This is a genomic window from Loktanella sp. M215 (genome assembly GCF_021735925.1).
GTDB lineage: Bacteria > Pseudomonadota > Alphaproteobacteria > Rhodobacterales > Rhodobacteraceae > Loktanella.
This window is the reverse complement of the sequence record NZ_WMEA01000001.1, coordinates 3,633,232-3,655,161: the sequence shown is the minus strand read 5'-3', so window position 1 is coordinate 3,655,161 and position 21,930 is coordinate 3,633,232. Positions and strand designations below refer to the sequence as shown.

Below are 21,930 nucleotides of genomic sequence, written 5' to 3'. Positions count from 1 at the left end.
CTCGATCCCCTATTCTAAGCACTGGGACAGGGGAAGTGAAGGACCGCGACCCGATTGCACCCTATAAGACAAAGGAAAACTGTCATGACCGACCAAACGGCCACAGCCAGCGCCACCGCCCCGAAATCAGCGATGGGCGTGCGCCGCTTCGGTCGCGTGAACTGGGAAGGGACCCGGACGCTCGCCCAACGCGAGGTGCAGCGCTTCCTCAACGTCTGGAGTCAGACCGTCATGGCGCCGCTGATCAACGCAGGCCTTCTGCTTATGATCTTCACCATCGCGATCGGGCCGCAGCGGGGCGACGTGATGGGCGTGCCCTTCATGACCTTCCTCGCCCCCGGTATCCTGATCATGACCGTGATCCAGAACGCCTTTGCCAATACCTCATCCTCGCTGGCCTCTGCCAAGGTCGGTGGCAACATCGTCGACACGCTGATGCCGCCGCTGTCTGCGTCAGAGCTGCTGTTCGGCTACCTCTTCGGCGCCGTGGCGCGGGGCCTGATCGTGGCCACGGTCATCGGCGCCGGGTCGTGGATCTTTCTTGGCGTGCATATTCAGAACATCTTCTGGATGCTGACCTTCGTGACGCTGGGGTCGATGTTCATGGGCGGTCTGGGCATGATCGCGGGTATCTTCGCCAACAAGTTCGACCAGTTGTCGGCCATCTCGAACTTCCTCGTGACGCCGCTGTCCTTCCTGTCGGGCACCTTCTACAGCATCGACGCACTGCCGGAACCGATGCGCATCGCATCCCACGCGAACCCGTTCTTCTACATCATCGACGGTGTGCGCCGTGGCATGATCGGCGTCTCCGACAGCTCGCCCTGGCTGGGTCTGGTTGTTGTGCTGGCCGCCAACGCCGTCGTGCTCAGCATCGTCTGGCGCTGGCTCGACCGCGGCTACCGCCTCAAGGCATAAGGCCTTCCCTTGCGTCACCGGACAGGCTAAAGGAGGATCATGAACGCATGTGCCCCTCTCGCGATCCGACGCGGACGCTGAACAGCGTCCGCGTCTGCACGTCCGTTTCTTTCCCCTAAATCGTTGACCCGACCGCCCCCAACGGGCATCAATCGGGCTTCACGCTTGCCATAAGGGCCGTTTTGCCATGATCCCGACCATCCTACCAACCTACAACCGCGCGCCTCTGGCGTTTGAAAAGGGCGAGGGCGCCTGGCTCACAACCACGGACGGCCGCCGTTTCCTCGACTTCGGCGCTGGCATCGCGGTGAATAGCCTCGGTCATGCCAACCCTGCGCTGGTCAAGGCGCTGACCGATCAGGCACACGCCGTCTGGCATGTCAGCAACCTTTACCAGATCCCGGCGCAGCAGCGGCTGGCCGATCAACTGGTGGAACACACCTTCGCCGACACGGTCTTCTTCACGAACTCCGGCACAGAGGCCTGCGAACTCGCCGTCAAGATGGCCCGCAAACACTTCTATGACGCAGGCCAGCCAGAGCGCACCGACATCATCACCTTTTCCGGCAGCTTCCATGGCCGCTCCTCCGCCGGCATCGCCGCCGCCGGTTCGGAAAAGATGGTCAAGGGCTTCGGCCCCCTGCTGCCCGGCTTCGTGCATCTGTCCTTCGGCGATCACGACGCGCTGACCGAGGCCGCCAAATCCCCGACCCTCGCTGCCATCCTGATCGAGCCCGTGCAGGGCGAAGGCGGCATTCGCCCGGTGCCCGACCAGTGCCTCAAGGGTCTGCGCGACCTCTGTGACGAACACGGCCTGCTGCTGATCTTCGACGAGGTGCAATGCGGCGTCGGCCGGACCGGCAAGCTCTTCGCCCATGAATGGTCCGGCATCACGCCCGACATCATGATGGTGGCCAAGGGCATCGGCGGCGGCTTCCCCCTTGGGGCCGTCCTTGCCACGGAACACGCGGCTGACGGCATGACCGCCGGCACCCACGGCTCCACCTACGGCGGCAACCCGCTCGGCTGCGCCGTCGGCAACGCGGTCATGGACATCATCGCCGATCCCGCCTTCCTGGCCGAGGTCAACCGCAAGGCCGGCCTGCTGCGCCAGAAGCTCGAAGGTCTGGTTGCCGCCCATCCGGACGTCTTCACCGGCGTCCGCGGCTCTGGCCTCATGCTGGGTCTCGTGTGCAAGGCCACGAACACGGACATCGTCAAGGCGGGCTACGACGCGGGACTCCTCACGGTCCCCGCCGCCGACAACGTCATCCGTCTGCTGCCACCGCTGAACCTGACCGACGCCGACATCGCCACCGCTGTCGATCTGCTGGACAAGGCCGCATCGACGATCTGATCCTCGCTTTTTTCCAAATACTCCACGGGGGGCCGGGGGTGTGAAACCCCCGGTCCGACACCCGAAAGAAAGCCCGACCCATGACCCATTTCCTCGACATCCACACTACGCCCACCGCCGACCTGCGTCACATCATCGACGACGCCCGCCGCATGAAGGACGCGCGTCAGGGCCTGCCAAAGGGCACGCCCGACGCCGACCAGCCGCTGGCTAACCACATGGTTGCCCTCATCTTCGAAAAACCATCGACCCGCACCCGCGTCAGCTTTGATGTGGGCGTGCGCCAGATGGGCGGCCAGACCTTGGTGCTGTCCGGGGCCGACATGCAGCTGGGACACGGCGAAACCATCGCCGACACCGCCCGCGTGCTGTCGCGCTACGTCGACATGATCATGATCCGCACGTTCGAGGAGGCGACGCTGCACGAGATGGCCGAACACGCCACCGTGCCCGTCATCAACGGACTGACGAACCGCACGCACCCGTGCCAGATCATGGCCGACATCATGACGTTCGAAGAGCACAATGGCCCGATCAAGGGCCGCAAGGTCGTCTGGTCGGGGGATGGCAACAACGTCTTTGCCAGCTTCGCCCACGCGGCCAAGCAATTCGACTTCGATCTCGTCTTCTCCGGACCGCCGCCGCTCGATCCCGAACGCGCCCTCGACGGCCTCTACACCATCGAACGCAATCCGGAAAAAGCCGTGCAGGGCGCCGACCTCGTCGTCACCGACACCTGGGTCAGCATGCACGATCCGGCATCCGCGCGCGAGCGGCGTCACAATCAGCTGCGCGGCTATCAGGTGACCGACGCCTTGATGGCGCAGGCCAATCCAGACGCGCTCTTCATGCATTGCCTGCCGGCGCACCGGGACGACGAGGTGACGTCCTCGGTCATGGATGGCCCGCATTCGGTCATCTTCGACGAGGCCGAGAACCGCCTTCACGCGCAGAAAGCCATCATGCGCTACTGCCTGTCCGCCTGACGTTTGTCATTGCATTGCGCCGCGTGCCGCACTCTATGTGGCATGCGGTCCGGGCTGTTCCGACCCGCGTGTCTGACCCGGAGAGCCCATGTACCAGACCGTCGTGCCACCGCTGCAGCGCAGCCTGACTGCCCTCGCGCGCATCCTCTCCAAGGCCGAGGCGCATTGCACCGATCACAAGATCGTGCCCGAGGTCCTGCTGCAATCGCGCCTGTTTCCCGACATGTTGCCGCTGGTGCGCCAGATCCAGTTGACCTGCGATTTCGCCACCCGCCTGAATGCGCGGCTCTCGGGCAATGCCGTGCCCAGCCATCCGGATACGGAAACGACCTTTGCCGGCCTGCGCGACCGGATTGCTGCGGTGCAGGCAGAATTGGCCAATGCAACGCCAGACGCGTTTTCGGACGCCGCCACGCGCGCGGTGACCTTCAAGGCCGGCCCGTCAGACATGACGCTCAGCGGTGCGGACTATCACGCCCATTACGCGCTGCCGCAATTCTATTTCCATATGACGATGGCCTACGCGATCCTGCGCCACAATGGCGTGGTGCTGGGCAAGCGCGACTACATGGCGGCACCGGAGGCCTGACAGGTTCGGCGCGAACCGTCTGCCCGGCATTTTCATGGGGAAGGCCGCTGCGGTAACGTGGCAGCCACCGGGTCCTCATCGCTCTGACCGAGGTGCGTAGGGCGCACCCCCACACCGCGCGGCATGACCGGACCGGGCAAGAAAGCGGGGCCAAAGGGTCGAGGATGCTACGTCCACAGTCCCCGTGAGTGCCGTGATGCGCGCAGTCTGCGCGCTTAGACGGCTTTCAGCGCCTTGCGAAATCCCTTGTCCGCCAGCATCTTGGCCGCTTTCGTCAGACTGACCCAGCGCCGTTCGCGCTGACTGACCTCGGGAAACTTACTCGACAGGTCGCGGACCTTTACCCCGTAGACGCGCACGTGGGCCGGCACTTCCTCGCCACTGTTGTAGCGCTTGATCCCCAAGAACTTGGCAATCGGCTTTGCGGTCACCTGACCGTCGCGCACGCCACCTTCTTCCCAGGCTTCCTGCAACGCCGCTTCGCCATCGGTCTTGCCATCGATCGGCCACCCCTTGGGCAGGATCCACCGTCCCCGAGAGCTGGTGACTAGCAGGACCTCGCGCCCTTTCGGTCCCTTGCGATGGCAAAGCGCAGCCACCTGAACACAGGGGGCGGGGGTCGCTCTTTCAAAATCCGGGCTAATCGTCATGCTCAATACTCAACGGACTAAACGTTTCTATTTCCTTGCTTTTAGGCCGACGGCCGAAAAATTGCAACAATTTTGCGAATCACCGATCGCCAAGCCCATTTATTGTGCGGTTTTTGTCATGTTCCCCGGGGCTTTGCCCGCAAAGTAGGATCGGCCTGCGTCGGATCCTCCGGCCATGGGTGTCGGGGATAGCGTCCCCTCATGTCGCGCCGCACGTCGGCATAGCTTGTGGCCCAGAACCCGGGGATGTCCTGCGTCACTTGGACTGGCTTCTGACCCGGCGACAGCAGCGTGACCCGCAACGGCGTATCGCCCACGACCGGATGCGCGGTCTGGCCGAACATTTCCTGAATCCGCAGGGTGATCTGTGGTGCATCGCCATCGTAGTCGATCGGAATGCGCCGCCCCAACGGCGTGACGAAGTGGCCGGGCGCGGCCCGGTCCAGTCGCTGCTGCGCGTCCCAGTCCAGCATCGCCCGCAATGCCGGCAGCAGGTCGAACCGCCCCCAGTCCGCCGCCGACCGCACGCCGCCAAGGTACGGCAGCAACCAGTCCTCCAGTCCCGCCATCAGGGCATTGTCGGTCATGTCCGGCATCACGGGCACCAGCGCCACCCGTGCGCGAAATCGCTGTGCGGCGGCATCGGGACGCAGGCCCAGCAGCCTGACACCGTCGAGCATGGCGCGGGCCACGGCCTCGGGCGGCGCATCGGTCCAGCGCCGCTGGTCCAGCACCAGCGCGCCGAACCGCTCCTGCTGCGATGTCTCGACCCGCCCGGCGCGCCGGTCCCAAACGCAGACATCGTGCCAGCGGATTGTATCGCCGTGGATCTCGCGCAGCTCTGACAGGCCGATCACCGCGGCCTGCCGGATGCGGGCCTCGCGCGGGTTGCCGTCGGTGTCGGTCACGACCAGCAGCCGTTGCCCCGCCAGCGGATCGGCTGGGTCCATCACCGCCCCTTTGCCGCCGGACAGAAGGTAACGCGGGTCGTCACCTGCCCGGCGCAGCGCCACCCGGTCCGGGTAGGCCAGCGCCGCCATCTGGCCGGTAGAGAGCGGCACGCCATCGGGCAAGCCGCGGGCCAGCCGCTGCGCCTCGGCCCGGATCTGCGCCAGCGCAGGGCCATGGACCGCAGCACTGCTGCGGTCCCCGCGCAGGGTCGCCAGCCGTACCGCCAGATCGACGCCTGCCTCGCGCACAGGATCGCGTGCTTCCAGAAGGGCGGCCAGCGGTGCAGCCTGTGCGCCCGCCACGCTCAGCATGTGACCCAGACGCGGGTGCACCGGCAGGGCGGCCAGTGCGCGCCCATGGGCCGTGATGCCGCCGCCCGCATCCAGCGCACCCAGGTCGCGCAGCAGCGCACGCGCCTCGGCCAAGGCGGCCTCCGGCGGTGGCGTCAGAAAGGCCAGGTCCGCATTGCCCCAAAGCGCCAATTCCAGCGCCAGCGCGGTCAAATCCGCGCGCGCGATTTCCGGCGGGGCAAAGGCGGGCAGGGCGCCGTCCTCACCCTTTGTCCACACGCGCCAGGTGACACCCGGCGCCACGCGTCCGGCCCGCCCGGCGCGCTGGTCCGCCTCGGCGCGACTGACCCGCTCCGTGACTAGGCGCGCCATGCCGCTGCCGGGATCGAACCGTGCCCTCCGCGCGCGGCCCCCGTCGACCACGACACGCACATCCTGAATCGTCAGCGCGGTTTCTGCGATGGACGTCGACAAGACGATCTTGCGCCCGCGGTCCACCGGGGCGATCGCGGCCCGCTGGGCGGCAAAGGGCAGGGCACCGTAAAGAGGCCGTACTGCGCAATCGTCCGGCAGTCGCCCCTTCAAGGCGCACTCCACCGCCCGGATCTCGCCTTCGCCGGGCAGAAAGACCAGCACCCCACCCGTCGTCTCCGGCACGATCCGCACCAGCAGGTCCGCCACGGCCGCAGCCAGCCGCGTGCGCGGCGGCAGCGCATGATCCAGCCACCGGACCTCGACCGGAAAGGCGCGTCCTTCCGAGGTCACGACCGGCGCATCGTCCAGCAGCGCCGCCACCGGGGCCGCGTCCAGCGTCGCGGACATCACGACAAGCGCCAGATCCGGGCGCAGCGCGGCCCGCGCCTCCCAGACCAGCGCCAGACCCAGATCGGCCTGCAGCGACCGCTCGTGAAATTCGTCAAAGATCACGGCGCCGATGCCGCGCAACTCCGGATCGCCCTGCACCATCCGGGTCAGGATGCCCTCGGTCACGACCAGAATCCGGCAATCGCGTCCCACGCGGGCCTCGCCGCGCATCCGGTACCCGACGCGGCCCCCCACCTCTTCGCCCAATTGCTGCGCCAGCCGCTCTGCCGCCGCCCGCACCGCCAGCCGCCGCGGCTCCAGCATGACGATCTGCCCGGCAAAGCCGGCCTCCAGCAACGCCAGCGGGACCCGACTGGTCTTGCCTGCACCGGGGGGCGCCTGCAAAACGACCCGGCCATGGCTGCGCAGGGCCGCCACCACGTCCTCCAGCACATCGTCAATGGGCAAGTCGTCACGCATTGCGGGTCCCCCGTTCATCTGACCCCATAAACTCCCGCCAGAGGCCGGTCTTTCGCAGAAAGGCCGACACACCCCATGCAAAAGGCCCGGTGCTTGCGCAACCGGGCCTTTCGCGTGTTAATCAAGGGTCGCTTACGCCGTGGCGGTAGCGGTGGCCTTGGCGATGTCTTTCTTGACCTTCAGGGCCTCAGGCGACAGCTCGGCGTCCTTGGCTTTCTTCATGAAGGCGTCCAGACCGCCGCGGTGATCGACCGTACGCAGCGCCGCATTCGAGATGCGGAACTTGAACGAGCGACCCAGCGTGTCGGACATCAGCGTGACGTCCTGCAGGTTCGGCAGGAACCGGCGGCGAGTATGGTTTTTGGCGTGGGACACGTTGTTGCCCGACATCGGGCCTTTTCCGGTCAGATCGCAGCGGCGCGACATGGGCATCATCCTTCGTGTTTTGGCCGGACCCCGAGGGGCGGGCCGTCTTGGGGACGCACCCTGCGGTGCGATCCGATTGGTGGAATGGCCACCCTGGGGCAGCCGTGAATTCGGTTTGCAGCGCCTACGCAGAATCTCCGTCCTCGTCAACCCTGCCCGTGTCGGCGGCCGCCAGATTTGCCGCGCGCCACCCTGCGGCGGCGGCCAGATCCGGGCGCCGTGCAGCTGCGGCCCGTCCCAGCGCCGTCCAGTAGCCGGCGCTTTGCCCGCGCGCCTGCCGGTGCGCCTGTTGCAGCGCGCCCGCCGCTGCCGCCTCGCCAAGCGCCAGCCGCTGGATCAGGCCGGTGCGAGAGATCGCGCGCAGCACCTGCGTGCAGGGATGGCCGCCGCCCGGCAACCGGATCAGACGCAGGGCCGGGAACAGCACCTGCAGCATGCGCGCGTGGGTCAGGTCCAGCAGGTTCAGCGAGTCGCACAGGATCGCCCCCTGCAAAGCAGGGTCGTGCAGTGCCGTGAGATCGCCAAGCGCGCTGTCGAAGAGGCGCCCCTCCTGGCGATAGCGCCGATCGAACGGCACCATATCCGGCGCGATCGAGACCTGCGGTGACACCGCCACCACATGTCCCAGATTTAAGGTGCGGCTGAACCGGAAGGCGCCGTATCCGCCCATCGAAAACCCCAAGGCCCGGGCCGCGCCATAGGAGGCGCGCAGCGGGCGGCAGACGGCCTCCAGCGCGGGGGTGTCGGGGTTGATGAACCAGTCGTTGCCCCGTGTCGCGATCATCAGCTGGTCATGGCCTGCCGCGGCGATCTGGCGTGACGGTGACAGGGGGCCAAAGCCCGCACGGTCCAGCCGGCGATAATCGAAGGTCACGCAAAGTGTCGCCCCCCCACGACGCACCAACTCGGCGCGCAGGTGGTCGCCGTCGAAGACGCGCACCACAGCCGCCATCAGTCGTCCCTGAGGGGTGCCAGCGCCGCCCGCGCGGCCAGTGCGGGCGTCATCCGCCCTGCCGCGACAGCGGCCTCGAGGTCAGCCATCCGGGCCTGAAGCTCCGGATCGCGGGTCAGCAGGGCCAGCATTTCGGTGCGCAGGTCCTCGCGGAACCAGTGCCGCGCCTGATCGGCGCGGGTTGCGGCCAGGACACCGGTGTCCCGCCGCCATGCTACAAGCTCCTGCATCCGGTCCCAGGCCTGCGCCAATCCGGCGCCGTCCAGCGCCGAGACGGTCATGGCCAGGGGAAAGCCGTCCCTGTCCTGCGCCCGCTTGCGCAGCAGCCGCAGTGCACCTGCATAATCGGCGCAGGTCCGCATCGCCTGCGCCTTCAGATCACCGTCGGCCTTGTTGACCAGTACAAGGTCCGCCATTTCCATGATCCCACGCTTCACGCCCTGCAACTCGTCGCCGCCGGCAGGCGCCAGTAGCAGCACGAATAGGTCAGCCATCTGGGCCACCATGGTCTCGGATTGGCCGACGCCCACGGTCTCGATCAGCACGACTTCGAATCCTGCTGCCTCGCACAGGCGCACCGCGTCGCGGGTCCGGCGCGCGACGCCGCCCAGCTGCGTCTGGCTGGGCGAAGGGCGGATGAAGGCGCGCGGATCGCGAGCCAGGTGATCCATCCGGGTCTTGTCGCCCAGGATCGACCCGCCGGAGCGGGCAGAGGAGGGATCGACCGCCAGCACGGCCACGCGCATCCCTTGCCCGGTCAGCATCAGCCCGAAGCTTTCGATGAAGGTAGATTTGCCGACGCCGGGCGTGCCGGACAATCCGATCCGCAGGGCCTGCCGGTCCTGTCCCAGTGCGTCCAGAAGGTGCAGGGCAAGGTCGCGGTGATCGTCGCGTGCGCTTTCGATCAAGGTGATCGCGCGCGACAGGGCCCGCCTGTCGCCGGCGCGGATGCCTTGGGTCAGCTGGGGGATGTCGAACCGCATGGGTCCTTCATATCCGGACCGTGCGGCATGTCCAGATGATGCTGTCGCCCCTCTGGGGCGAACCGGAGGCTCTGCCTCCGGACCTCCGAAGTATTTCCGACCAGATGAAGGGGGGTGTCAGCGGCAGCTGCGCTCGGCCTGGCCGGTGAACTGGCGGTAGCGCTTCCAGAAGGCTCCGTGGGCGCTGCTGTCGGATTGCCGGATGTCCTGTGCCTTTTGCGGGTCCTCGAAGAAGGTCGAGGCCAGTTTCTGGTCGCGGTTCGTCAAGGTCGCGTTCGCCGTGCGCTGGACGCAGGAACACAGGGCGCTGTTCGCGGCCGACCGGCCCGAAGTCATGCAGGCCTTTCCCATTTCGCCGCGGACACCGGCGCCACAGGAATTGAGAGTCACGAGGGCAAGGCCCAGAAAAAGAATACGCATTGATTGTGCCTGTCGTTCATGTGACGCGCCCGGTTTGCCGGTGTCATCGTCAATACTGCCGTGAGGTGAATATGGCGGAAAATTGCCGGCGATGCAATTCACGAATGCGGTGGAATGATGCTTCCGGTTGAAAAACGTCGGTCCTGACCGTGGAGGCGCGGCGAGCGTGAGCGAGGGCGCGGTCCCGTTGTGACAGGCGGAGTGACAGCGTCTGTGCATGACAAGCGAAGGCGCGCGGTGCGACCGCCTTGTCGCGCCGGGGGGCATCCGGCCCGTCAGTCAGGGTCCGACGCCCATCAGCGGTCAAATGTCCGGAACGGTGCGCTGTGGTCCCGCGCCCACCGGCCATGCCGGCGGGCGCGGGGTCTTTGGCGGCTTATTTCTGAAGTTCGGTCCAGATCGCCGTGTAATATTCCAGAGACTTGGCAGAGCAGGTGGGCAGGAACTTGCCCGCAGCCGCAAGCTCTGGCGGGATGTTGACCATGGGCGAGGTCTTCATCGCGTCGTCCATGAACTCTTCCGACCCGGCGATCCCGTTGGCATAGCGCGCGAATTCCGAAATCAGGGCGGCGTTTTCAGGCAGCATGATGAAGTTCAGGAACTGATAGGCTTCCTCCACGTTCTGCGCGTCAGACAACAGGGCGACGGAGTCCATGAACAGCGGGAAGCCTTCCTGCGGATAGCCGAATTTCACCTTGTCGTTCTGCAGGCTGGCCCGGAACACGGCCCCGTTCCAGTAGACCGACGACATGACGTCGTTGGCCGCCAGTTTCTCGGACATGCCGTAGTCCATCGACTGCCAGTTCGGCTTGGCCGCGATCAGAACGTCACGGGCGGCTTTGAGTTTTTCAGTGTCCTCGGTGCAGGGCTCTCCACCCACATACCACAGGGCCAGCGACATGATGTCGTTCATCTCGGGCGTCACGTTGACCTTGCCGACCAGCGCCTCTGGCGTGTCGAGGAAGATGGCGCTGGTGTTGATGTCACCGTCGTAGGCGTCACTGTTGACCGCGATGCCGGTCGCACCGATCTGCCACGGGATCGAGAACTTGCGGCCCGGATCGAAGGCGACGTCCATCCACTGCGGCGCGATGTTGCCATGGTTCGAGAGCTTTGACAGATCGAGCTCGGTGATCAGGCCCTTCTCGCGCCAGATCGGGATGTAGTTGGCCGAGGGCACGACGAGGTCGAAGCCGTGACCGCCCGCCTCGACCTTCGCCAGCGCCGTGTCGTTGGAATCGTAGTCGGTGACGGTCACCTTGATGCCGGTCTCTTCTTCGAACTTGGTCAGCAGTTCGGCGCTGGTGTAGTCGCCCCAGTTGTAAAGTTGCAGCACGCCTTCGGCGTGGGCCATGCCCGCAGTCAGGATGGCGACGGTGGTCAGCAGTTTTTTCATTGTTCTCTCTCCTAGTTGGTCGTTCAGGTGCGTTTGCGCGTCAGCAGGAAGAAGGCGGTCAGCAGAACCACCGTCAGCACCAGCAGCAGGGTCGAGATCGCGTTGACCTCGGCGCTGACCGACCGCCTGATCTGCGCAAGCATGTAGGTGGGCAGGGTATCCTGCCCGGCGGATTTCACGAAAAGCGTGATCACCACGTCGTCGAGCGAGGTCACGAAGGCCAGCATCAAGCCGGCAATGGCGCCCGGCATGACCAGTGGCAGGGTGACATGGCGGAAGGTCTGCCAGCGGGTCGCGTAAAGATCGGCGCTCGCGGTCTCGAGGCTCAGGTCCATCCCTTCCAGCCGGGCGCGGATCGGCAGATAGGCGAAGGGCGTGCAGAAGGCCGCGTGGGCGATGATCAGATAGCCCAGACCCTGATAGCCTGTCGCCACCTTGATCGAGGAGAAGAAGATCAGCAGTGCCACGGCGGTCACGATTTCGGGCACCATCAGCGGCTGGTTGATCATCAGGTAGACGAAGCTTTGCCCGCGCGTCTGACGCCTGCGTGTCGTGCCGAGGGCGGCCATGGTCGCGACCGTGGTCGCGATGATCGCGGCACAGGTGGCGATCTGCAGGGACCGGACGGTGGCCTGTTTCACCGCCTCGTTCTGCCAGGCCTCCGGGTACCAGCGCAGCGAGAAGCCTTCCCAGATCGCGGCGTTGTCGCCGGCGTTGAAGGAAAAGATCACGAGCATGGCGATGGGCAGATACAGCATCACGAAGATCGTGACCGCGATGGTGGCGAAGCCGGGCAGGCGGGCGATGTCAAACGTGCGGTCAGCCATGGGATTTGTCGCCGCCTCCCGTGGCAAAGCGGGTATAGACGATCAGGGCAGCACTCACGATGACCAGCAGCACCACCGACAACGCGGCCCCCAGCGGCCAGTTGCGGCCCTGTCCGAACTGCAGTTCGATGAAGTTGCCGATCATCATGTTGCGCCCGCCGCCCAGGATGCGCGGCGTGACGTAGGCGCCCAGGGCCGGGATGAACACGAGGATCGAGCCCGAGATGATGCCCGGCTTCACCACCGGCACGATGACATGCCGCAGCAACTGCCACCGGCTGGCATAAAGGTCGTAGCCCGCCTGCAGCAACCGCATGTCGAACCGGTCGATGGCCGCAAACAGCGGCAGCACCATCAGTGGCAGATAGACATAGGTCATGCCGACGAAAACCGCGAAATCGGTGTAAAGCATGACGATGGGCGTATCGATGATGCCGGCCCACAAAAGGAAGGTGTTCAGGAACCCCTCGTTGCGGATGATCTGGTTGATCGCGAAGGTGCGGATCAGCAGGTTCGTCCAGAACGGGATCGTGATCAGGAACAGCAACGCCGTGCGCAGCCCCGGACTGCGGGTCGCAATGAACCATGCGGTCGGAAACCCGGTGACAAAGGCGAAAAGCGTCGTCAGCAGCGCGAGCTTTGCCGATCGCCAGAAAATCGACAGATGCGCATCGGCAAAGGTCAGGGTGCCGTCGAAGATGTCGCGCTGCATGATGACGTTGAACCACGCCTTGAACGACAGCACCCATTCGACATTGCCGTATTGCCCCGGCTCCAGGAACGAATAGACCAGCATGATCAGCAGCGGACCCGTGGCCCCCACCGCCAGCAGGATCAGCGCTGGCGCCGACAGCCACCAGCCACGCCGGGCGGCCGCGTCCGCTTGTGGATCGGCGCTCATGCGGCCTCCGGCAGGATGATCAGGGCGCCGGGTTCGAATTTCAGCGTGACTTCGGACCCCGGATGCAGACCCACATCGCCAGAGGCGGGGCTTTGCAGGCGGACGGTGATCTCGGTGCCGTCCTTCAGGGCGACGCGACAATGGGTGTCCGTGCCGAAATAGACGGTCTGCGTGACCGTGGCGGGGATTCCATCGCCAAGGCTGGCACTGGTGATGCGGATCTGCTCGGGCCGGATCGCGGCGGTGACCTTGCCGGACGCGGGCGCGGCGTCGCAGGGTGCGACCTCCATCCGGGGGCCTGCATCCAGCGTAAAGGTGCGACCCTCGACCGTGCCGGTCAGGAAATTGGATTCTCCGATAAACGACGCAACGAACCGGTTGGCAGGGCGCGTGTATATCGTGCGCGGGTCGCCGACCTGCAACAGGTGGCCCGCCTGCATCACGCCGATCCGGTCGGACATGGTCAGCGCCTCTTCCTGATCGTGGGTGACGAAGACGAAGGTGATGCCGGTTTCGACCTGAAGCCGTTTCAGTTCGATCTGCATCTCCTTGCGCAACTGCAGGTCCAGCGCCGACAGCGGCTCGTCCAGCAGCAGCACCTTGGGGGCCGGGGCCAGTGCGCGGGCCAGCGCCACGCGCTGTTGCTGCCCGCCAGAGAGTTGCCCCGGCTTGCGGTCCGCCATCCGGTCGAGCCGCACCAGCGCCAGCATCCGGGTCACGGTCTCGGCGATCTCGGCCGTGGGGCGGCCCTGCATCTTGAGGCCAAAGCCGATGTTGTCGGCCACGCTCAGGTGCGGGAACAGGGCGTAGGACTGGAACACCGTGTTCACCGGGCGCAGGTTCGGCGGATCGAAGGTGATATCGCTGCCGTGCAGCAGGATCTGTCCCGTCGTCGGGCTTTCGAATCCCGCGATCAGTTTCAGCAAGGTCGTCTTGCCGCAGCCTGACGGACCCAGCAGCGTAAAGAATTCCGACTTGTGGATCTTCAACGAGACACCGTCCAGCGCCGTGACGGCCCCGACGCCCTGACCGTAAACCTTGCGGGCGTCACGAACCTCTACGGCAGTCTCTTCGGTCATGCGCATCCTCCGGCTTTGATCGCAACAGAGCCAAAGACCAGACCGATTGCAAGTCACGCGAGGGCGGAACCTGCTCTTTCGGGTGGCAAACGATGAAACCATGGGCGGGCACGTTCCAGATCGGCGCAAAGGGCCATCAGCATCTCGTCCGCACCGAAGCGCGCGGCGAGGTGGATGCCGATCGGCAGGCCGTCCGCCCAAAAGAGCGGGACCGACGCGGCGGGCTGGCCGCTGGCATTGAAAGCGGCGGCATAGGGCGAATAGGGAAAGACCCGGTCCATGCGGTAGCCGACGTAATCCATCGTGTCGTGGGACAGCCTGCCGATCGCTGCGGGCGGTTCGGCCAGCGTCGGTGTCAGCAGGATGTCGTAGTCCTGAAAGAAGGCGGCCATCTGCCGGCCGTAAAGGTGGATGGTGTCGATGCAGGCGATGTAATCCGCGCCGCTGATCGTGGCGGCATGGGCGATGGCGCCGCGCGTCACACCCTCGACATCGTCGTCGGCCAGCGGACGGCCCAGCTTGCGCAGTTTCGTCTGTACGGATTCGGCGGTGCCGCAGGCGACGATATCCGTCCAGGCCTGCATCATCGCGACCGTGTCCGCCTGCATGGGGCGCGCCGGTGTCACATGGTGTCCCATATCGGCCAGCAGGCGGGCCGCGTCATGCACCGCATCGCGACAGGTGGCGCTGATCGCCTCTCCGGTCAGGGTCGTGTCGCAGAGTGCGATGCGCAGCGGTCTGACCGGCTGCTGGATCGCCTGCACGAATGTCCCCGACAGCGGCGGGGCGACGTAGGGCGCGCCAAGGTCCGGCCCGGCGCAGATGTCGGTCAGAAGTGCTGTGTCGCGGACGCTGCGGGTCAGGAATCCTTCGATCGCCATGCCGGCCCAGCCTTCGCCCGCGTAAGGCCCGTCGGGCAGCCGCGCGCGGGTCGCCTTGAACCCGAAGAGGCCGCAGTTCGATGCAGGCACCCGCACCGATCCGCCGCCGTCGGACCCGTGTGCGGCTGGCACGATCCCTGCAGCCACTGCCGCCGCCGCCCCGCCGGATGACCCCCCCGGCGTGCGGTCCAGATCCCAGGGGTTGCGGGTCGGACCGCCGTAGACCACCGCCTCGGTCGCCGTCCCGATGCCCATTTCGGGCGCCGCGGTCCGGGCAAAGGGCACCAGACCCGCGCCCGCCAGCCGGTCGAACATGGCAGAGTTCCGCGCGTATGTCGTCCCCCTGAACAGGCGCGAGCCGACGTCGCAGGGGTAATCCACCGCCTCGCAGCCCAGATCCTTCAGCAGGAACGGCACGCCGCGCAATGGTCCGTCCGGCAGGCCCGCAGCGATGCGCGCGCGGGCCGCGTCTTCGGCCATGTTGACGACGGCATTGATCGCGCCGTTCACCGCCGCTGTGCGGGCGAGGGCGGTATCCAGCAGTTCTGTCGGCGTGACGTCGCCGCTGGCCACAAGGGCGGCAAGCCCGGTGGCATCGAAGGTGTCATAGGCGTCGATCATGCGATCTCCTGTCGGGTGGCTTGGGGCGTCAGGCCTGATACCGGCGCAGCAGGCGTTCAAGGGCCGCATCTGAAAACGGCTTTTCCAGCCGCTCGGTGATCAGGGCATGACCGCCCTCGGGCATGTCGGCATAGCCGGTGGCCAGAATGATCGGCATGTCAGGATGGGTCTGCCGGATATAGCGGGCCAGATCCACGCCGGTCATCTTGGGCATCGCCTGATCGGTCAGCACCAGATCGACGTCGGGGCGCTTTTCAAGGATCTCCAGCGCCGCGGCGCCGGAATGGGCGGACAGGACCTCGTGACCCAGATCTTCCAGTACGCCGACGGTCCCCATCGACACCAGAATGTCGTCATCGACCGCGATGATCACAAGCCTCGGTTTGCGCAGCGTGGCGTCGGCGGGGGCCAGCGGCAGGCTGTCCGGCAGCTTGACAGCCGCGCTGGCCGCCGCCGCCGGCAGATAAAGCGTCGCCGTCGTGCCGACGCCGACCCGGCTGTCGAGGGTGAAGGTGCCGCCGGACTGGATGGCCAGCCCGTGCACCATGGACAAGCCAAGGCCGGTGCCCTTGCCGACGCCCTTGGTGGTAAAGAAAGGCTCTGCCGCGCGGGCCAGTGTGGCGTCATCCATGCCGCAGCCGGTATCGGCCACCGCCACGCGCACGTAAGGGCCGGGTGCCAGATCGGGCCGGTCGCGCACCTCTGTGGCATCGACGGTAATCGTCAGGTGTCCTGCACCTTCCATCGCATCGCGCCCGTTGACGGCGAGGTTCAGCAGCGCCATCTCGAACTGGTTAAGGTCGATGTCGGCAGGGGGCAGATCGGGGGCAATCGAAATCGCGACCTCGATCTGCGGACCGATGGTGCGGCGGATCAGATCTGTCATGCCCGGAATGGCCGCGGCCATGTCGACGGCCACTGAATGCAGATCCTGCTTGCGCGCAAACGCCAGCATGCGCTGGGTCAAAGCCGCACCCCGTTCGATGGCATGGGTTGCGTTCCCGATCAGCGCCAGCGTCCGCTCGTCTGCCTCTCCCAGATGGCGGCGCAGCAGGTCGAGGCTGGCGCGCGTCGCCATCAGCAGGTTGTTGAAGTCATGGGCCACTCCCCCGGTCAGCTGGCCGATCATCTCGAGCTTCTGGCTTTGGCGCAGGGCGGCTTCGGTCGTGGCCAGCCGTTCGGCGCGGGCGATCCGTTCGGTCACGTCGCGGCCCACGGCATAGACCTGACCGTCCTGCGCCGAGGCGGTCCAGGCAAACCAGCGGTAGCTGCCGTCGCTGTGGCGCAACCGGAACTCGAACGGATCGGTCAGTGGCGCATCGAACACTGTGGTAAAGGTGGCTGCGGTGCGCGCCACGTCGTCGGGGTGGGTCAGCGTCAGGAAATCGCGTCCCAGCGTCTCGGCCACCGGCCAGCCTAGGATGCGGGTCCAGGCGCTGTTCAACCGATCAAGCGTCGCATCGGCATTCACGACGGCGATCAGGTCGATCGTCATGTCCCAGGCGACGTCGCGCTGCCGTGTCAGGTCGGTCACCGTCGCCTCGCGGGCGCGCACCTCGTCGTCGATATCGGTGCAGGTGCCATACCAGCGCTGAATCGCGCCGTCGGGGGCGCGCACCGGCTGCGCCCGACCCAGCACCCAGCGATAATCGCCCGAGTGATGCCGCAGGCGATACTCGATCTCGTAGCTCTCGCCGGTGGCGAGCGACTCCTCCCAGACCGCCCAGGCGTGCTCCTGATCGTCGGGATGGAACATGCCGTTCCACGCCTCGCCGTCCGTCGATCCTTCGGGCATGCCGGTGAATTCGTACCAGCGGCGGTTGTAATAGTCGTGAAAGCCGTCGGGCCGGGTCGACCAGATCATCTGGTCGACCGAATCGGCGATGGCGTGAAACTTCGCCTCGCTGTCGCGCAGTTGTGCCTCTCTCTGGCGCAGGGCAACGAGTTGCGTGCGGGCCTGGTGCTGTCGCTTGCGGGCGATCAGCGCCGCGCGCACGGCGCGGGTCAGATCGTCCGGGCAGGGCGGATGGGGCAGGCGTAGGGCGGTCGCCAGACGGCCGGTGTCCAATCCGGCATGGGCGGGTCCGGTGCCCCGGGCCAGCAGGATCACGGGGATGTCGGACCACGCGGGCTGCTGGTCGAGCGCTTTCAGAAGGGCGGCGCCGTGATCCTCAGCCAGCGCATCCTCCAGCACCAGCACCGCGTCTGTCCTGTCGTCCAGCGCCTGCGCCAGCGCCGCGACAGAGGCATGGCAAACGGTTGCAATACCCGGGTCCGCCAGCATGCGGCCAAGCACATCAGCGTCCTGCGGTAAAAGCGACAGTATCGCGACCGTCGGCCGGTCCGGTGAAGGATCAGAAGCGGTGAACGTCTTGATGTCGGTCAAGGGCTGTCTTTCAGGTGGCCGCAGGGCGGATTGTTGCATTCCATGGCCAACATAGCGCGGCGCGCGGCGGTCCGTAAGACGCAGAAATGATGACGGCGACGGGATGTTCACGCGGACCATCTGCGGTCGGAACGTCGTCGGAGGGGTTGGGGCGTCACGTCACCTTTTTTGCAGTCCCGAAGGAGGGCGCAGGAGGTTGCCGCGGGCCGTCGGGCCATTTGGCGTGGGGTCAGTGAAATGCCCTCCTGCCGCTTTGAAAGGGAACGGGTGGGGGCTGGCACGGCATCAACGGCTCTGGCGACAGGGCAGAACCACGGCTACGCTGATCCGGGACACCCTTCGGATCATGGTTGGATCCGTGCGTTGTCGCGGCATTTGAGGTGAGGATTGAGTGTATGGAACTGAAGGACGAGCGGGAGATTGCGGCGGCGCCGGAGGTGGTGTGGGCGGCTTTGCTGGATGCTGATGTGCTGCGGCGGTGCGTGCCGGGCTGCACGCAGATGGAGGGATCGCCGGAGGCGGGCTTTACCGCGACGGTGGTGCAGAAGGTGGGTCCTGTGAAGGCCACGTTTCTGGGCGAGGTGACGCTGTCGGCGATGACGCCGCCGCAGAGCCTGACGATCACGGGGGCGGGCAAGGGCGGGCCTGCGGGCTTTGCGTCGGGCGGGGCGGATGTGGTGCTGACGCCGAACGGGGCGGGCACGACGCTGGCCTACGTGGTGAACGCCAAGGTCGGCGGCAAGATGGCGCAGCTGGGCAGCCGGATCATCGACGGCTTCGCGCGCAAGATGGCGGACCAGTTCTTTGACGACTTCAAGGCGGTGGTCGAGGGCGTCGATGCGGCCGATGCGCCGGCACCGGATGCGCCTGAGGCGGAGAAGAAGGGCTGGGTCAAGCGGCTGATCGGCTCGAAGGACTGACGGGAATGCAAGGGAGGACGACGATGAAAGTTTCGATGAGAGTGAACGGGCGTGCGGTGTCTGGTGATGTTGAGGGCCGGACGTTGCTGGTGGATTTCCTGCGTCAGGATCTGCATCTGACGGGGACGCATGTGGGGTGCGACACGTCGCAGTGCGGGGCGTGCACGGTGCATGTGGACGGGTTGCAGGTGAAGGCCTGCAGCATGTTCGCGGTGGAGGCGGACGGGGCGGAGGTGGCCACGATCGAGGGGGTGGCTGCGGCTGACGGGACGCTGTCTGCGATCCAGCAGGCGTTCCAGGATCACCACGGGCTGCAGTGCGGGTTCTGCACGCCGGGGATGGTGATGGCGGCGGCAAGCCTGCTGAAGGAGAACCCCAGGCCCAGCGAGGCGGAGGTGCGGCACCACCTGGAGGGCAACATCTGCCGCTGCACGGGCTACCATAACATCGTGAAGGCGATCATGGCGGCGTCGGGGCAGGAGATGCCGGCGCTGGCGGCGGAGTGAGTTTGCGGGGGTGAGGGTGGCCGGGGGGCATCGTCCATTGTTCTTGAACCAATGGCGAACAATGACGATCCCCGGCTTCGCCTCCCCCCGAAGTATTTCAAACCAGAAGAAGCAGGGGGAGGGGCGCATGCGTCCGACCTGCAGGGAGAGGACCAGATCATGCCCAAGGACAGCGGAATCGGTGCCAGCAGCAAGCGGCGCGAGGATGTGCGGTTCCTGACCGGAACCGGCAATTATACGGACGACATCAACATCTATGGCCAGTTGCACGTGCATTTTTTGCGCGCGGATGTGGCCCATGCGGTGCTGAACGGTGTGGACACGGCTGCGGCCGCGGCGATGCCTGGGGTGCACCGGATCTTTACGGGTGCCGACTTCGAGGCGGTGGGCGGTCTGCCGTGCGGCTGGCTGATCACCGACCGGCATGGTGCGCCGATGCAGGAGCCGCGGCACCCGGTGCTGGCGCAGGGCAAGATCCGCCACGTGGGCGAGCCCATCTGTGCGGTGGTGGCCGACACGCTGGCGCAGGCGCGCGACGCGGCGGAGGCGATCGTGCTGGACTACGACACGCTGCCGGCGGTCATCGACATGAAGGAGGCGGTGAAGGCGGATGCGCCGAAGGTGCACGACGATCTGACCGGCAACCTGTGCTATGACTGGGGCTTCGTGGAAGACAACCGGCAGGCCGTCGACGACGCGATCAAGGGGGCCGCGCATGTCACCACGCTGGAGCTGGTGAACAACCGCCTCGTCGCCAACCCGATGGAGCCGCGGGTCGCCGTGGGCGAGTACAACCGCGCCGACGACATGCACACGCTGCACACGACGTCGCAGAACCCGCATGTGATCCGGCTGCTGATGGGTGCCTTCGTGCTGGGCATCCCGGAACACAAGCTGCGGGTCGTGGCCCCCGACGTGGGCGGCGGGTTTGGGACCAAGATCTTTCACTACGCGGAGGAGGCCTTCTGCACCTTCGCGGCCAAGGCGCTGAACCGGCCGGTCAAGTGGACGAGCACGCGGTCCGAGGCCTTCATGTCCGACGCGCACGGGCGCGATCACGTGACCAAGATCGAGCTGGCGCTGGACAAGGACAACAACTTTGTCGCGGTCCGGACCGAGACCTATGCCAACATGGGGGCGTATCTGTCGACCTTCGCGTCCTGCACGCCGACCTGGCTGCACGGCACGCTGATGGCGGGCAACTACAAGACGCCGCATATCTACGTGAACGTGAAGGCGGTGTTCACCAATACCGTGCCCGTCGATGCCTATCGCGGTGCCGGCCGCCCGGAAGCCACGTTCCAGCTGGAGCGGGTGATCGACATGGCGGCGCGCGAGCTGGGCGTCGATCCGATCGCGCTGCGACGTCAGAACTTCATCACCCAGTTCCCCTATGCGACGCCCGTGGCGGTGGAATACGACACCGGCGACTACCATGCGACGATGGACAAGCTGATCGACATCGCGGACTTTGCGGGGTTCGACGCGCGGCGCAAGGCGAGCGAGGCGAAGGGCAAGCTGCGCGGTCTGGGCGTGAACTGCTACATCGAGGCCTGCGGCATCGCCCCCAGCAACTCGGTGGGACAGCTTGGCGCGCGGGCGGGTCTTTATGACGCGGCCACGGTGCGGGTGAACGCGACGGGGAGCATCAGCGTCATGGTCGGCGCGCACAGCCACGGGCAGGGGCACGAGACGTCCTTCCCGCAGGTGATCTCGGAGATGATCGGCATCCCCGAGGACCAGATCGACATCGTGCACGGCGACACCTCCAAGATCCCCTTCGGGATGGGCACCTACGGGTCGCGGTCGCTGGCCGTCTGCGGGTCCGCGATGGTGCGGGCCGCCGAGAAGGTGATCAACAAGGCCAAGAAGATCGCGGCCCACCTGATGGAAGCCTCTGAGGGCGACATCGAGCTGAAGGACGGCCGGTTCAGCGTGGCGGGCACGGACAAATCCGTGGCCTGGGGCGACGTGACGCTGGCGGCCTATGTGCCGCACAACTATCCGCTGACGGATATCGAGCCGGGGCTGGAGGAGACGGCGTTCTACGACCCGGCGAACTTCACCTATCCCTCTGGCGCCTATGCCTGCGAGGTGGAGCTGGATCCGGAGACGGGGCATGTGAAGATCGAGCGCTTCTCGGCGGCGGATGACTTCGGCAACATCATCAACCCGATGATCGTGTCGGGGCAGGTGCACGGCGGGATCGCGCAAGGCATCGGTCAGGCGATGCTGGAAGGCTGCGTCTATGACAGCGACGGGCAGCTCTTGAGCGCGTCCTACATGGACTACGCGATGCCGCGGGCCGAGGACGTGCCGTTCTACACGGTGGACCATTCCTGCCAGACGCCCTGCACCCACAACCCGCTGGGCGTGAAGGGCTGCGGCGAGGCGGGGGCGATCGGCAGCCCGCCGAGCCTGGTCAATGCGGTGCTGGACGCGATCAACTCGGGGGGCGGCAAAACCGTGGCGCATATCAACATGCCGCTGACGCCGAGCCGCGTCTGGGCGGCGATGCAATAGGGTGAGGGGGTGTTCCGGGGCGCTGCCCCGGACCCCGAAGTATTTCTGACCAGAAGAAGGGGGGACCCTGCGCGTCTGGTCACA

At 66.2% G+C, this 21,930-nt stretch carries 19 protein-coding genes; 7 read left to right on the top strand and 12 right to left on the bottom strand.

Annotation, left to right across the window (positions count from 1 at the left end):
* Positions 1 to 84: 84 nt before the first annotated feature.
* The 4 genes from GLR48_RS17940 to GLR48_RS17925 all read left to right on the top strand — a co-directional run bounded on the left by GLR48_RS17940 (position 85) and on the right by GLR48_RS17925 (position 3,850).
* Positions 85 to 918 (top strand): ABC transporter permease, encoded by an 834-nt coding sequence (locus GLR48_RS17940; RefSeq protein WP_237063450.1) that lies wholly within the window; start codon positions 85 to 87, stop codon positions 916 to 918.
* 187 nt (positions 919 to 1,105) lie between these two features.
* On the top strand, positions 1,106 to 2,275 hold the full coding sequence (locus tag GLR48_RS17935; RefSeq protein ID WP_237063448.1) for an aspartate aminotransferase family protein: 1,170 nt from the start codon (positions 1,106 to 1,108) through the stop codon (positions 2,273 to 2,275).
* 80 nt (positions 2,276 to 2,355) lie between these two features.
* Positions 2,356 to 3,261, top strand: coding sequence for an ornithine carbamoyltransferase (gene argF / locus GLR48_RS17930; RefSeq protein ID WP_237063446.1), 906 nt, complete (start codon positions 2,356 to 2,358; stop codon positions 3,259 to 3,261).
* A gap of 88 nt (positions 3,262 to 3,349) precedes the next feature.
* Positions 3,350 to 3,850, top strand: a complete 501-nt coding sequence (locus tag GLR48_RS17925) for a DUF1993 domain-containing protein (RefSeq protein ID WP_237063444.1) — start codon at positions 3,350 to 3,352, stop codon at positions 3,848 to 3,850.
* Between the two features lie 215 nt (positions 3,851 to 4,065).
* Here GLR48_RS17925 and GLR48_RS17920 read toward each other — a convergent pair whose 3' ends face one another.
* From GLR48_RS17920 to GLR48_RS17865, 12 genes are all read right to left on the bottom strand, one after another.
* A complete protein-coding gene (locus GLR48_RS17920; RefSeq protein WP_237063442.1) occupies positions 4,066 to 4,500 on the bottom strand; it encodes an NUDIX hydrolase in 435 nt (144 codons plus the stop codon).
* 116 nt (positions 4,501 to 4,616) lie between these two features.
* Entirely contained in the window at positions 4,617 to 7,025 is a 2,409-nt protein-coding gene (gene hrpB, locus GLR48_RS17915; RefSeq protein WP_237063440.1) for an ATP-dependent helicase HrpB, read from the bottom strand.
* Between the two features lie 132 nt (positions 7,026 to 7,157).
* Positions 7,158 to 7,451, bottom strand: coding sequence for a 50S ribosomal protein L28 (rpmB, locus tag GLR48_RS17910; RefSeq protein ID WP_237063438.1), 294 nt, complete (start codon positions 7,449 to 7,451; stop codon positions 7,158 to 7,160).
* Between the two features lie 124 nt (positions 7,452 to 7,575).
* A complete protein-coding gene (locus tag GLR48_RS17905) occupies positions 7,576 to 8,403 on the bottom strand; it encodes an alpha/beta hydrolase (protein WP_237063436.1) in 828 nt (275 codons plus the stop codon).
* A complete protein-coding gene (gene meaB / locus GLR48_RS17900) occupies positions 8,403 to 9,386 on the bottom strand; it encodes a methylmalonyl Co-A mutase-associated GTPase MeaB (RefSeq protein WP_237063434.1) in 984 nt (327 codons plus the stop codon). The genes GLR48_RS17905 and meaB overlap by 1 nt, the downstream gene beginning before the upstream one ends.
* Positions 9,387 to 9,503: 117 nt before the next feature.
* A complete protein-coding gene (locus GLR48_RS17895) occupies positions 9,504 to 9,806 on the bottom strand; it encodes an arginine transporter (protein ID WP_237063432.1) in 303 nt (100 codons plus the stop codon).
* 376 nt (positions 9,807 to 10,182) lie between these two features.
* Positions 10,183 to 11,202 (bottom strand): extracellular solute-binding protein, encoded by a 1,020-nt coding sequence (locus GLR48_RS17890; RefSeq protein WP_237063430.1) that lies wholly within the window; start codon positions 11,200 to 11,202, stop codon positions 10,183 to 10,185.
* 23 nt (positions 11,203 to 11,225) lie between these two features.
* The gene (locus GLR48_RS17885; RefSeq protein WP_237063428.1) at positions 11,226 to 12,029 is read right to left on the bottom strand and encodes an ABC transporter permease; all 804 of its coding nucleotides are present in this window, start codon (positions 12,027 to 12,029) and stop codon (positions 11,226 to 11,228) included.
* Positions 12,022 to 12,930 carry an ABC transporter permease gene (locus GLR48_RS17880; RefSeq protein ID WP_237063426.1) on the bottom strand — a complete coding sequence of 303 codons (909 nt, stop codon included), beginning with the start codon at positions 12,928 to 12,930 and terminating at the stop codon, positions 12,022 to 12,024. Before GLR48_RS17880 ends, GLR48_RS17885 begins: the two co-directional genes overlap by 8 nt.
* Positions 12,927 to 14,009, bottom strand: coding sequence for an ABC transporter ATP-binding protein (locus GLR48_RS17875; RefSeq protein ID WP_237063424.1), 1,083 nt, complete (start codon positions 14,007 to 14,009; stop codon positions 12,927 to 12,929). Before GLR48_RS17875 ends, GLR48_RS17880 begins: the two co-directional genes overlap by 4 nt.
* A 53-nt stretch (positions 14,010 to 14,062) precedes the next feature.
* Positions 14,063 to 15,511, bottom strand: coding sequence for an amidase (locus GLR48_RS17870; RefSeq protein WP_237063422.1), 1,449 nt, complete (start codon positions 15,509 to 15,511; stop codon positions 14,063 to 14,065).
* 28 nt (positions 15,512 to 15,539) lie between these two features.
* Complete coding sequence (locus GLR48_RS17865) at positions 15,540 to 17,897, bottom strand: PAS domain-containing protein (RefSeq protein WP_237063420.1); 2,358 nt, start codon at positions 17,895 to 17,897, stop codon at positions 15,540 to 15,542.
* A gap of 395 nt (positions 17,898 to 18,292) precedes the next feature.
* On the opposite strand from GLR48_RS17865, the gene GLR48_RS17860 reads away from it, so the two are divergent.
* From GLR48_RS17860 to GLR48_RS17850, 3 genes are all read left to right on the top strand, one after another.
* Positions 18,293 to 18,817 (top strand): CoxG family protein, encoded by a 525-nt coding sequence (locus GLR48_RS17860; protein WP_237062303.1) that lies wholly within the window; start codon positions 18,293 to 18,295, stop codon positions 18,815 to 18,817.
* Between the two features lie 23 nt (positions 18,818 to 18,840).
* The gene (locus GLR48_RS17855) at positions 18,841 to 19,323 is read left to right on the top strand and encodes a (2Fe-2S)-binding protein (protein ID WP_237061900.1); all 483 of its coding nucleotides are present in this window, start codon (positions 18,841 to 18,843) and stop codon (positions 19,321 to 19,323) included.
* 159 nt (positions 19,324 to 19,482) lie between these two features.
* Positions 19,483 to 21,846 (top strand): xanthine dehydrogenase family protein molybdopterin-binding subunit, encoded by a 2,364-nt coding sequence (locus GLR48_RS17850; RefSeq protein ID WP_237063418.1) that lies wholly within the window; start codon positions 19,483 to 19,485, stop codon positions 21,844 to 21,846.
* Positions 21,847 to 21,930: the final 84 nt, after the last annotated feature.